Below are 11,356 nucleotides of genomic sequence, written 5' to 3' on the forward strand. Positions count from 1 at the left end.
CGGGTAGAGGAGGATCCGCTCGGGCGGACTTCCCCGCCCCATCGTGACACGACGAAAGGTCCCCATGGCTTCCGACAAGGTCTTCCTCATCACCGGCGCGAGTTCCGGCATCGGCGCCGAGACCGCGCGCCTCGCCGCCGCGGCCGGCTACCGGCTCGTGCTCGGCGCGCGCTCCACCGACAAGCTCGAGGCGCTCGTGGAGGAGCTCGGCGGCACCGACCGGGCGATCGCCGTCGGCGTCGACGTGACCGAGTGGGACCAGGTGCAGGCGTTCGCCGCCGCGGCCCGCGACACGTTCGGCCGCATCGACGTCGTCTTCGCGAACGCCGGCTTCGGAGCGGCGCGCGGCTTCCGCAACGAGACGCCCGAGCACTGGAAGTCGATGGTGCTCACGAACGTCTACGGGTGCGCGCTGACGATCCGGGCGACGATCGATGACGTGGAGGCCAACCGCGGCCACTTCCTGCTGACCAGCTCGATCGCCGGGCGGCGGGCGCTCCAGGGCAGCCTCTACAGCTCGACGAAGTGGGCGGTCACCGGCATGGGCGAGTCGCTGCGCCAGGAGCTCAACGGGACCGGTGCGCGCGTCACGCTGATCGAGCCCGGCATGGTCGACACGCCGTTCTTCGACAACGGCGCCCCCGGCCAGGACCCGCTGCAGGCGGTCGACATCGCCAACGCGGTCATGTACGCGGTGACGCAGCCGCCGCACGTCGACGTCAACGAGATCCTCGTGCGGCCGACCGCCCAGGAGGGCTGAGCGGCCGCGCGGCGGCGGTCAGGCGCGCTTGAGCGCGCCGGCGAGCGCGAAGCTCGCCGCCGCCGCGCCGCCCGCGACGGCGATCATGGCGGGGTACTGGCGCGGCAGGCCGTCGCGCGCGGCGACGGTCGCGGCGCAGTCGACGAGGTCCGCGACCCCGCACGTGGCGACCCAGCGCGGGCCGACCTCGGGGTGCTCCAGGGTGTGCAGCGTGATCGCGCCGAGGATCGCGTCGCGGATCCCGAGGGCGCGGACGGCGACGTGGCCGCCCGGCGTGTCGGCGACGTCGCCGAGCCAGGCGCCGGTCGCTCGGCCGGGCGCGGCGACCATCGCCAGCCCGAGCGCGAGACGGCCCGCGGCGATGCCGCGGGCCAGGGTCTTCGGGGACAGCGCCACGGCGCCGGTCCTCGCTACTCGGCGGCGGCGGGCTGGACGCTGACGACGCGGCCCTTGCGACCGACGTCGAAGGACACGGTGCCCGCGGCGCGCGCGTACAGCGTGTCGTCCTTGCCCATGCCGACGCCCTCGCCGGCCTTGAAGCGGCTGCCGCGCTGGCGCACGATGATCTCGCCACCGGTGACGGTCTCACCGGCGAACACCTTCACGCCGAGGCGCTTGGCGTTGGAGTCGCGGCCGTTCTTGGAGGACCCGAGGCCCTTCTTGTGTGCCATCTCGTAACGCTCCTACTTGGCCTTGATGCCGGTGATCTCGATGCGGGTCAGGTCCTGCCGGTGGCCGTTCTTGTTCTTGTAGCCGCGCTTGGGCTTGAACTTGAACACCACGAGCTTCGGACCGCGGACGTGCTCGACGACCTTCGCCGAGACGGACGCCTTCTCGAGGCCGGCCTTGTCGAACACCGACTCGTCACCGCTGATCAGGAGCGGCTGGAGGGCGACGGTGTCCCCGGGCTCACCGGCGAGCTTCTCCACGAGCAGGGTCTGGCCCTCTTCCACGCGGTACTGCTTGCCACCGGTCTTCACGACTGCGTACATAAGAAAATTCACTCCGACGAGGACGTGTCCGCCGCCTTGGCAGCGGAACGGCGCCGTCCGCCTCTGCGGCCACGGCGCCTACGCTTCGATGGTACGGCATCGCCGTCCGGGCTGCCTTCCGCCCCCGGCTCGACCGCCGGGAGGTCGCTCTCGTCGACGAGGACCGCGGTCGCGGCGGTGCGCCCGGCGTCCTCGATGCGCACGAGGCGCTTCTCCCCCACCAGCCGGCCGGCGCGGCGGATCGAGACGATGTAGCCGTCGATCTTCGCGACCGCGGCGTCGGCGTCGTACATGTGCGGCTCGACGATCTGGACGAGGACCTCCTCGCCCGGGCGGAACGGGACCGCCTTCTCCTCGACGTCGGCCTGCGACCCCTCCATCGTGATCTGGAAGTGGTCGAGCGGCAGGCCCTCGGAGCCCTCGAAGTGGAAGAGCTTGCCGGTCTCGGCCTCCAGCGCGCGCAGCACGCGGCCGCCGTCCCCGGTGAACTCGGCGGTGACCTTCGGGTTGATCTGCACGAGGTAGGCCTCGGTCGAGCGCGGGGCGCGCGAGGCGATCTCGCGCAGCTGGCGCTCGATGTCGATCGCGATCGTCTCCTCGGACCGCACGACGCCGTCGCCGTGGCAGGTCGGGCACTCGCGGGAGATGATCTCGCGCACGCCCTCGGTGACGTTCTGGCGGGTCATCTCGACGAGGCCGAGCTTCGAGATCTCGGCGGTGAACGTCTTCGTGCGGTCCTCGCTGAGCGCCTTGCGCAGCTGCTTCAGCACGGCGTCGCGGTTGCGCGCGCGGGCCATGTCGATGAAGTCGATGACGATGATGCCGCCGATGTCGCGCAGCCGCAGCTGGTTGACGACGGCCTCGGCGGCCTCGAGGTTCGTCTTCGTGATGACGTCCTCCAGGCGGGCCTGCTTGCCGCGACCGACGTAGGAGCCGGTGTTCACGTCGATGACGGTGAGCGCCTCGGCATAGTCGATCATCAGGTAGCCGCCCGACGGCAGGTCCACGCGCTTGGAGAACAGGCCGTCGATGACCTTGTCGACGCCGTAGCGCTCCATCAGCGGCTGGCTGTCCTGGTAGAGCTCGACGCGGTCGACGAGCTCGGGCGCGGTGCGGGTGAAGAACGACACGAGCCGCTGGTGCTGCTTCTCGTCGTCGACGACCGCGCGCTCGAAGTGGTCGCTGAAGATGTCGCGCACGACGCGCACCGAGAGGTCGGCCTCCTGGAAGACGAGGCCGGGCGCGGGGGTCGTCTCGACGCGGTCCTGGAGGACCTCGTGGAGCTTGTAGAGGTACTCGACCTCGCGCTCGAAGTCCGCCCGCCTGGCGCCGTGCGCGGCGGTGCGCACGATCGCGCCACCGCCCTTGAGGTCCAGGCCCTTGACCTCCTTGCGCAGGCGGTCGCGCTCCTTGTCCTCCAGGCGCTTGGAGACGCCGACGCCCTCGCCGGTCGGCGTGTAGACCATGTAGCGACCGGCGACGGTGAGCTCCATCGAGAGCCGGGCGCCCTTGGTCTTCAGCGGGTCCTTGACGACCTGGCAGACGATCTCCTGCCCGGGCTTGATCAGATCGGTGATCTTCTTGCCGGAGCCGTCGCCGCGCCCGCGGCGGACGGTCTCCACCCCGGGGATGACGATCTCGTCGACGTGCAGGAAGCCGTTCTTGTCCAGGCCGATGTCGACGAACGCGGCCTCCAGGCCGGGCAGGACGTTGTCGACCTTGCCCTTGTAGATGTTGCCGACGATCGAGCGGTTGCCGCGGCGCTCGAAGTACAGCTCGGCGACGCGGTAGCCGGGCGCCGGGTCGGGACGGCCGCCACGGGCGCCGCGGCCGCGCCGCTTGGGGGCGCCGGGCGCCGCCTCCGACGAGGTGACGGACTCCATCAGCGCGACCCGGGTCTCCCCGCGGTCGACGCTGACGAGCACTTGCTTCTTCACGATGGTTCCTCTGGATCTAGAAGCCGAGGACGCGGCCCTTCATCGCTGCCGATGCGCGCGCCTGCGCGTAGATCGACTGAAGGAGGCCGACGGCCAGGAAGGTGGAAAGGACGGAGGATCCCCCGTAGGTCATGAGGGGCAGGGGGATCCCGGTGATCGGCATGATCCCCACGTTCATGCCGACGTTGACGAACACCTGCGTGAGGAGCATCGCGACGATGCCGCCGGCGATCAGCGCTCCGAGCAGGTTCTTCGCCATGGTGAGGATGCGTATCGCGCGCCAGACCAGCAGCGCGTAGAGCGACAGGACGAATCCGGCTCCGACGAAGCCCCAGCGCTCGCCGACCGTCGCGAAGACGAAGTCGGTGTGGTCCTCGGGGAGGAACCGCAGCGTGGACTGGGTGGAGCGATCGCCGCGTCCGGTCTTCTCCCCGGAGCCGATGGCGATCTTGGACTGGCCCTGCTGGTAGCCCGCGTCGCCGGGGCTCGCGGAGGGTTGCAGGAACGAGGTGAGGCGGTCCTTCTGGTACCCCTCGAGGACGGTCACGCCCATCGCCGGTGCGGCGACGAGCACGACCACCACGCCGGTGACCCCGAGCGCGATGATCGCCGAGAGGTGCCGGCCGGGGGTCCCGGCCAGGAACAGCATGGTGAGGCCGATCGCGATGTAGACCAGGCCGGAGCCGAGGTCCTGCGCGATCACGAGACCCGCGGGGATCAGCGTGAGGAGCATGATCCGCGCCGTGGTGTCCCGGTCCTGCAGACGCCGGGCGCGGTCCACGACGAAGCCCGCGAGGGCGACGACGAGAAGGATCTTGCCCAGCTCCGAGGACTGGAAGCTGAAGAACGGCAGCTGGATCGCGAGGCGGGAGCCGCGCGTCACGGAGCCGAACGCGAAGACGAGCAGGATGATCCCGATGAGCAGCGCGTAGAGCCCGATCTTCAGCTCGCGCAGGCGGGAGTAGTCGACGAACGCGGCGACGAGCGCGAGCACGCCGCCGACGGCGAAGTAGAGCGCCTGCCGCTTGACGTAGGTGTTGGGGTCGACGAGCCCGTCGCCCTCGCTGGCGGCGCCGATCGCCATCAGCGACCAGACGCACAGGCCGATGACGGCGAGCAGCAGGATCGGGTCGAACGGCAGCGACAGCCCCGCGGGACGCGAGCGCGCCGCGGGCTGGGAGCCCTCGGAGGGCCGGCTGACGGTCGGCGCGATGCTCACAGCGTCGTCGACTCCCCGACGCGGAACTTGCCGACCCGGCCGAAGTAGAACTGCTCCATGATCTGGCGGACCACGGGCGCGGCGGCCGCGGCGCCGTAGCCGCCCTTCTCGACGGTCGCGACGACGACGATCGGCCGCTTGGGGTCGGGCACGTAGGCGGCGTACCAGGACTGCTCGAACTCGCCCTGCGCGTTCTTGATCACCGCGGTGCCGGTCTTGCCGTGGACCGGGAAGCGGGCGTGCGGCCAGCCCTGGAAGACGTCGACCGACGTGCCCTCCGGGCCGCTGGCGGCGAGGCGCAGGCCCTCGCGCACGGCGGCGAGGGCGCCCTGGTCGATGTCGTAGCGCTTGGTCGACGGCTTGGACAGCGTCTGCAGCTCGCGGCCCTGGTCGTCCTCGACGCGCGCGGCGAGCTGCGGCCGCACGATCTTGCCGCCGTTCTCGATCGCCGCGTAGGCGACGGCCATCTGCAGCGGGGTGGCGCCGACGTCGCCCTGGCCGATCGCCAGGTTGAGGTTGTCGCCGAAGGTCCACGGCCGCATGTCGGAGATCCCGCAGGAGGGGACCTTGCGCCGCTTGCGGCAGTCGGCCTCCTCCTCGCCGACGCGCTTGCGCCAGGCCCGGTCGGGGACGCGGCCCTCGGCCTCGCCGAAGATGTCGATCCCGGTCCGGTGGTCGAGCCCCAGGCGCCGGGCCCACTTCTGCAGCGGCTCGGCGGTGCTGTCGAGCCGCTGGCCGAGCAGGTAGTAGTAGATGTTCGAGGACACCTCGAGCGAGCGCGCCATGTTCACGGCGCCGTGCACCGCCTTGTTGGCGTTGCAGCGCTCCTCCTTGTTGGCGCCGACCTCGATGCAGCCATTGTCGTTGATGACCTCGCCGGGCGTGATCTTCCCCGCCTCGACGCCGGCGATCGCGGTGATCGGCTTGAAGATCGAGCCGGTCGGATACAGCGCCTGGGTGGCGCGGTTGAACAGCGGCTTGTCGCCGTCCTCGCTGAACAGCTCGTCGTAGCGCTGGTCGCTGATCGGCCGGGCGAGCTCCGCCGGGTCGTAGGAGGGCAGCGAGCCCATCGCGAAGAGGTGGCCGTTGCGCGGGTCCATCGCGACGAACGCCCCGGCGCGCGAGCCCTTGCCGGCGGCGCTGTCGATGCCGCGCTGCAGCGCGGCCTCGGCGGCCTTCTGGAGCTTGATGTCGAGCGTCAGCCGCACGGTGCGGCCGACCTGCGGGGCGCGCGAGGTCGCCTGCCCGCGGTTCTCGCCCTGGGCGTTGACGACGATCCGCTCCTGGCCGTCGCGGCCGCGCAGGAACTCGTCGTAGGCGTACTCGAGGCCGGACTGGCCGATCACGGTGCCCTGCGCGACGCCGCGGTAGCGCTCCTTGTCCTCGAGCTGGCCCGGGCTGATCTCGCCGGTCGTGCCGATGAGCTGCGCGGCGAGCGAGCGGTCGGGGTAGTCGCGCAGGTAGCGCTCCCCCACGTCCACGCCGTCGAACTGGTCGATGCGCTCCTGGATGAACGCGCTCTGCGCCTGCGTGACGTCGGCCTTCAGCGTCACGCGGGCGTAGGGCACCTGCGCGATCGAGCGGACGGTGCGGCGCTGCAGTTCGCGGACCGAGATCCCGATGATCGGGCTGAGGCGCTCGAACAGGCGCCGCATCTGCGCGGTCTGCACGGGCGGGATCGGGACGCCGAAGCGGCCGCGCTGCCCCTTGGGGCGCTGCAGCCGGGCGGTGACGCGCTGGCCCCACTCCAGGGCGGCGGTCTTCTCCTCCTCGGGGATCTTCTCCGGGTCGAGCTGGATCAGGGTCGCGACGCGGTTGCCGACGAGCGTGCGGCCCTCGCGGTCGACGATCGTGCCGCGCGGCGCCTGCACGCGCTCGACGCGCACGCGGTTGCTCTGCGCCTGCGCGAGGTAGCGGTCCCCGTCGAGGACCTGTAGGTACCAGAGGCGGAAGAAGACGATCCCGAACAGGATGAAGGCGAGACCGCCGACGACCGCCACGCGCAGCGCGAGCTGCGGGGTGATCGGGGGGCGTCGGTCGTTCATGGGTTCCATCATGCGCGAGAGAGCGGCGACAGACCGCCGGTCGTGTACGCCCGGCGGCGGCGCCGGCGGGGGTCGTCGGGCAGGGCGGGCAGCAACCAGCGTCGCACGAACGCGTGGACGGGGACCGCCACGATGACGTTCACGACGACGGTGAGGAGCACCTGGCCGAGCAGCAGGAAGCTCACGGGCGCGTCGACGCCCAGCAGGAACTGCAGCAGCGCGTAGCCGCCGACGCCGATCGCGGTGGCGGCTCCGCCGACGGCCATCGGGATCGCCGCGCCCTGCGGGTCGCGCATCTCGCGCAGCCGCCCGGCGAGGTACCCGACGGTCAGCAGCAGCAGCGAGTTGACGCCGAGCGTCTGGAACAGGGCCATGTCGACGAACAGGCCGGCGAAGAAGCCGAGCGCGGCGCCGTTGAGCGAGCCGCAGAGCAGCCCGACCGAGGCGACGGTCAGCGGCACGATGTCGGCGTTGACGCCGACGATCTGGATCTGCGTGACCGCGGAGACCTGGAGGATCACCGCGACGACGCCGAGGAGGGTGAGCCGGATGGCGAGCTGGGGGCTGACGCCGATCACGACGGAGGCCGGTTCCCGTCCGCCGCCTCGGTGAGCACCTGCACGAAGTCGATCCGCCCGACGTCGACGTAGGGGCGCAGGTGCACCTCCTGGGTGTCGGAGCCGGGCTCGTCGACGCGGGTGACGCGCCCGATCTGGATGCCGGGCGGGTAGAGCGACTGCAGGTCGTCGTCCTGGGTGCGGGTGCCCGCGGTCATGATCATGTCGCCGCGGTCGACGCGGTCGGAGGCGCGGGTGCCCTTCATGATCAGCTCGCGCGGGTTGCCGACCGCGGTCTGCACGACGCCGGTCTGGCCCTTCGCGGTGATCGCGGAGACGCGCACGCGCGGGTCGGTGATGAGACGCACGACGGCGTAGCCGCGGCCGACGACCGCGACCTTGCCGACGAGCCCGGCGCTCGTGACGACCGGCTGGTCGACGCGGATCCCGGCGCTCGAGCCCTTGTCGATGTTGATCGTGGCGGTCAGCACGAGACCCGAGCGCGTGTTCACGCGGGCGGTGACCGGCCGGTAGCGCGCCAGGTCGGCCTCCTGGTCGAGCTTCAGCAGCCCACGCAGCGTGCGGTTCTCGATGATCGCGGTCTTGCCCTGCGCGACCTGCGCGAGCAGCTCGTCGCGCTCCTTGCGCAGCTCCTCGTTCTCGCCCTTGGCGTCGGCGGTGTCGCCGACCCAGCCGAAGAGGTCGCGGAACGGCTTCAGCGCGCGGCTCGCGCCCTCCTGGATCGGGGACACGACCTCGACGACGCCCCGCTGGATCGAGGTCAGCGGTCCGCCGCTCTCGCCGAAGGAGGCGGTGAGGAGGATCAGCGAGCTGACGACGAGCAGCCCGAGGACCGCGCGTCGTCGGCGAACCGTCTTGGCGTCGTACACGGGAAGAAGTACTCCAAAGCGTGAGGGGAATTGCGCCGGTCGGCGTGCTGGCGGTGCACGGTCAGACCCTCCGGCGGCGGTTGCGCGAGGTCTTGCTCGTGCGGTGGATCACCTCGAACTCCTCGAGGGAGCGGCCCGAGCCGACGGCGACGCAGGTGAGCGGCGACTCGGCGAGGTGGGCGGGCATCTGCGTCTCCTCGCGCAGGCGCTCGTCGAGCCCCTGCAGCAGGGAGCCGCCGCCCGCGAGCATGATGCCCCGGTCCATGATGTCCGAGGCGAGCTCGGGCGGTGTGCGGTCCAGCGTCTCCTTGACCGCGTCGAGGATCTGGGCGAGCGGCTCCTCGAGCGCCTGCCGGATCTCCTCGCTGGTGAGGACGACGGTCTTCGGCAGTCCGGAGACCATGTCGCGGCCCCGGATCTCGGCCTGGACCTCCTCGTCCATCGGGTAGGCCGAGCCGATCTCGAGCTTGACCTCCTCGGCGGTCTGCTGACCGATGAGGAGCTTGTACTCGCGCTTGGCGTAGTTGATGATCGCCTCGTCGAGCTCGTCGCCGCCGATGCGGATCGACTGGCTGACGACGATGCCGCCGAGCGAGATCACCGCGACCTCGCTGGTGCCGCCGCCGATGTCGACGACCATCGAGCCGGTCGGCTCGCCCACGGGCAGCCCGGCCCCGATCGCGGCGGCCATCGGCTCCTCGATGAGGTACGCCTGGCGGGCGCCGGCGGACAGGCAGGCCTCCTCGACCGCGCGCTTCTCGACGCCGGTGACGCCGGAGGGCACGCAGACGACGACGCGCGGGTGCGCCCAGCGGTTCTGGTGGACCTTCTGGATGAAGTGGCGGAGCATCTCCTCCGTCACGTCGAAGTCGGCGATGACGCCGTCCTTCAGCGGCCGGATGGCCTGGATCGTCCCGGGGGTGCGGCCGAGCATGCGCTTGGCCTCGATCCCGACGGCGTGCACCTCCCCCGTGCGCGAGTCGATCGCGACGACGCTCGGCTCGGAGAGCACGATGCCGCGCCCGCGCACGTAGACGAGGGTGTTGGCCGTGCCGAGGTCGACGGCCATGTCGCGGCCACCGAACCCGGTGAGATAGCTGAAGATGCCCATGAGTGGTCGGGTGGACGGCGGCGCCCGAGGTGCTCGCTCCGCGCGGAGATGCGCTGCGCGGAGCCGGGACAGATGGCCGCGTCCGTGGTCGAGTGTAGCGGCTCCCCCCGGCCGGACCGCTGCCCCGCAACGAGGATTTCGCGCACCTGGACCTCAGGTCGAGGTCGAGGCCCTGTCCCCGTCGGGTCCGGGAGTTTCGTGGGTCCGGATCGCCTCCGCAAAAGATCCCTCGACCCGGGGTCGAGGGTCAGTGCAGGAGGCCGGGACGGCGGTCCAGGAGCAGGCTGACGGGCAGGCCGACGACGTTCTGGTAGTCGCCCTCGATGCTGCGCACGAGCGCGCCGCCGGCCTCCTGGATGGCGTAGCCGCCGGCGCGTCCGCGCCACTCGCCGAGCGCCAGGTACCAGTCGATCGTCGCCGGGTCCAGGCGGCGGAACGTGACGCGGGTGACCGCCGTCGCCGCCTCCACGACGTCGCCCTGCACCAGGGCGAGCCCGCTGACGACGTCGTGCGTGGCCCCCGAGAGCGCGCGCAGGGTCGCCCGCGCGTGCTCCTCGTCGGTGGGCTTGCCGTAGATGACGCCGTCGAGGGCGACGAGCGTGTCGACGCCCAGGACCAGCGCGTCCGTCTCCGGCGGCGCGAGCGCCGCCGCGACGGTCCGCGCCTTCAGCAGCGCGTTCTCGCGGGCGACGGCGTGCGGCTCCCCCGCGGCCAGCTCCTCGACGTCCGCGGGCCGGACGTCGAAGGCGACGCCCAGCCGTGCCAGGATCGTGCGGCGCTGCGGGCTGCCGGAGGCGAGGACGAGCACGAACGGCGGCGGGGCCGCGGTCCTACAGCTCCGGGAACCAGATGCCGATCTCGCGCTCCGCGGACTCGGGCGAGTCGGAGCCGTGCACCATGTTCTCGCCGACGAGGGTGGCGAAGTCGCCGCGGATCGAGCCGGTCGCGGCCTCCAGCGGGTTGGTCGCGCCGATCAGCTGACGCGACGCCTTGATCGCGTCGTTGCCGCTGAGGATCGCGGCCACCAGCGGCCCGGAGGTGATGAAGTCGACGAGCTCGCCGAAGAACGGGCGCTCGGCGTGCTCGGCATAGTGCGTCTCCGCGGTCTCCCGCGGCGTGTGCACGAGCTTCAGCGCCTCGATCGTGAGGCCCTTGCGCTCGAAGCGCGCGAGGATCTCGCCGGTGAGGTTGCGCGCGAAGGCGTCGGGCTTGACGAGGATGAGGGTCTTCTCGGCCATAGTGGCCCGACCCTACTGCGGTCCGGCCGCCTGCTGCTCCGTGGGCTCGTTCAGCGACTGCCGGCGGCGACGGCGCGTCGGGGTCTTCCCCGGGATCTCCGTCTCGCAGTAGGGGCAGATCTTCCACTCGGGGTCCAGCGGCTTGCTGCAGGTCGTGCACGCGTCCTTGAGCTTGCGCAGGCACGACGGGCAGCGCAGGAACTCCTTCTCGACCTCGTAGTCGCAGTGCGGGCAGAGGAAGTAGTTCAGCTGGTGCAGCCGCGCCTCGGCCGCCTGCATCTCGAGCTCGCGCTCGCGCACGTCGTCGAGGTACTCCGGCGGCCGGACGATCATGTAGACGATCGTCCCGACGAACGGGAACAGCGACGCGGCGGTCGCGCAGCCGATGACCATCGGGTCGGCGATCCGCCGGCGCGCGTCGGAGTAGGTGTAGTAGACGAGCGCGAGCCAGGTGACGAAGAGGAAGAGGATCGTCAGGTTGGCCGCGGTGTTCAGCGGACCGGGATCGATCCCGAAGACGGCGAGCTGGGTGTGCATGACTGGTGAAAGCCTATCCGGGGCGCTTACAGGAACTGCCGGCCGAAGCCGTAGCCGATCCCGAAGAACA

The 11,356-nt window shown here is 71.3% G+C and carries 13 protein-coding genes; 1 reads left to right on the forward strand and 12 read right to left on the reverse strand.

Annotated features, from left to right (window positions below; all coding sequences use genetic code 11):
* Window positions 1-64: 64 nt before the first annotated feature.
* Complete coding sequence (locus C7Y72_RS14955) at window positions 65-760, forward strand: SDR family oxidoreductase (RefSeq protein ID WP_107569992.1); 696 nt, start codon at window positions 65-67, stop codon at window positions 758-760.
* Window positions 761-778: 18 nt separating this feature from the next.
* On the opposite strand, the gene C7Y72_RS14960 is transcribed toward C7Y72_RS14955, so the two are convergent.
* The 12 genes from C7Y72_RS14960 to C7Y72_RS15015 form a co-directional block, all read right to left on the reverse strand.
* A complete protein-coding gene (locus C7Y72_RS14960) occupies window positions 779-1,156 on the reverse strand; it encodes a hypothetical protein (protein WP_107569993.1) in 378 nt (125 codons plus the stop codon).
* 14 nt (window positions 1,157-1,170) lie between these two features.
* The gene (gene rpmA, locus C7Y72_RS14965; protein WP_107569994.1) at window positions 1,171-1,431 is read right to left on the reverse strand and encodes a 50S ribosomal protein L27; all 261 of its coding nucleotides are present in this window, start codon (window positions 1,429-1,431) and stop codon (window positions 1,171-1,173) included.
* 12 nt (window positions 1,432-1,443) lie between these two features.
* Window positions 1,444-1,752 (reverse strand): 50S ribosomal protein L21, encoded by a 309-nt coding sequence (gene rplU / locus C7Y72_RS14970; RefSeq protein ID WP_107569995.1) that lies wholly within the window; start codon window positions 1,750-1,752, stop codon window positions 1,444-1,446.
* Between the two features lie 8 nt (window positions 1,753-1,760).
* Window positions 1,761-3,689: an Rne/Rng family ribonuclease gene (locus tag C7Y72_RS14975; RefSeq protein ID WP_107569996.1), complete on the reverse strand. Its 1,929-nt coding sequence runs from the start codon at window positions 3,687-3,689 to the stop codon at window positions 1,761-1,763.
* 16 nt (window positions 3,690-3,705) lie between these two features.
* The gene (locus tag C7Y72_RS14980; RefSeq protein ID WP_233243890.1) at window positions 3,706-4,908 is read right to left on the reverse strand and encodes an FtsW/RodA/SpoVE family cell cycle protein; all 1,203 of its coding nucleotides are present in this window, start codon (window positions 4,906-4,908) and stop codon (window positions 3,706-3,708) included.
* Entirely contained in the window at window positions 4,905-6,953 is a 2,049-nt protein-coding gene (mrdA, locus tag C7Y72_RS14985) for a penicillin-binding protein 2 (protein ID WP_158276880.1), read from the reverse strand. The genes C7Y72_RS14980 and mrdA overlap by 4 nt, the downstream gene beginning before the upstream one ends.
* A gap of 8 nt (window positions 6,954-6,961) precedes the next feature.
* Window positions 6,962-7,531 (reverse strand): rod shape-determining protein MreD, encoded by a 570-nt coding sequence (gene mreD / locus C7Y72_RS14990; protein WP_107569998.1) that lies wholly within the window; start codon window positions 7,529-7,531, stop codon window positions 6,962-6,964.
* Entirely contained in the window at window positions 7,528-8,400 is an 873-nt protein-coding gene (gene mreC, locus C7Y72_RS14995) for a rod shape-determining protein MreC (RefSeq protein WP_107569999.1), read from the reverse strand. Before mreC ends, mreD begins: the two co-directional genes overlap by 4 nt.
* Window positions 8,401-8,461: 61 nt before the next feature.
* Window positions 8,462-9,511: a rod shape-determining protein gene (locus tag C7Y72_RS15000; protein WP_107570000.1), complete on the reverse strand. Its 1,050-nt coding sequence runs from the start codon at window positions 9,509-9,511 to the stop codon at window positions 8,462-8,464.
* A gap of 247 nt (window positions 9,512-9,758) precedes the next feature.
* Window positions 9,759-10,319 (reverse strand): Maf family protein, encoded by a 561-nt coding sequence (locus C7Y72_RS15005; RefSeq protein WP_107570001.1) that lies wholly within the window; start codon window positions 10,317-10,319, stop codon window positions 9,759-9,761.
* 22 nt (window positions 10,320-10,341) lie between these two features.
* Window positions 10,342-10,749 (reverse strand): nucleoside-diphosphate kinase, encoded by a 408-nt coding sequence (gene ndk, locus C7Y72_RS15010; protein ID WP_107570002.1) that lies wholly within the window; start codon window positions 10,747-10,749, stop codon window positions 10,342-10,344.
* Between the two features lie 12 nt (window positions 10,750-10,761).
* Complete coding sequence (locus tag C7Y72_RS15015) at window positions 10,762-11,286, reverse strand: zinc ribbon domain-containing protein (protein WP_107570003.1); 525 nt, start codon at window positions 11,284-11,286, stop codon at window positions 10,762-10,764.
* Window positions 11,287-11,356 lie beyond the last annotated feature (70 nt).

The sequence above is a fragment of the Paraconexibacter algicola genome (genome assembly GCF_003044185.1).
In the GTDB taxonomy this organism is placed as follows: domain Bacteria; phylum Actinomycetota; class Thermoleophilia; order Solirubrobacterales; family Solirubrobacteraceae; genus Paraconexibacter; species Paraconexibacter algicola.